This is a genomic window from Ammoniphilus sp. CFH 90114 (assembly GCF_004123195.1).
Taxonomy (GTDB): domain Bacteria; phylum Bacillota; class Bacilli; order Aneurinibacillales; family RAOX-1; genus YIM-78166.
On sequence record NZ_SDLI01000073.1, the window covers coordinates 1 to 353 of the forward strand.

Annotated in this window: 1 protein-coding gene; it reads right to left on the reverse strand. The window is 53.5% G+C overall.

Going from position 1 to position 353, the window contains the following annotated elements; genetic code table 11:
- Positions 1–353 (reverse strand): hypothetical protein (locus EIZ39_RS27035; RefSeq protein ID WP_164985362.1); only part of this gene is annotated, 353 nt, incomplete at both ends.

The following is a 353-nucleotide window of genomic DNA, read 5'->3' on the forward strand; positions in this document are numbered from 1 at the left end:
CTAGTTTCCGTATTCACCGTTGCCATAGGAGCACGAGAGGCTAGCGCTGCATCAAACGCGGTTTGTACGGCATTTTCATTCACAAAGCCCCCTACCGAACGATTTGCCAAAACGTCTGCCGCTACCGCTGCCTGATCCGCCGCGCTCCATGTTGCATAAGCACCCAAAGTAAGCCCTAGTACAACGTCTTCTAATGCCGTTTCCATCTCCGTTGCATCACCAGAAGAATTCACCGCTGCCACAGCCGACCGTAATGCGGTGGCTGCATCGAATGCGGTTTGCACGTCCAATAGATCTTCATAGCCCTCTATTGGGCGACCTGCCAAAACATCTGCCGCTACTGCTGCCTGATC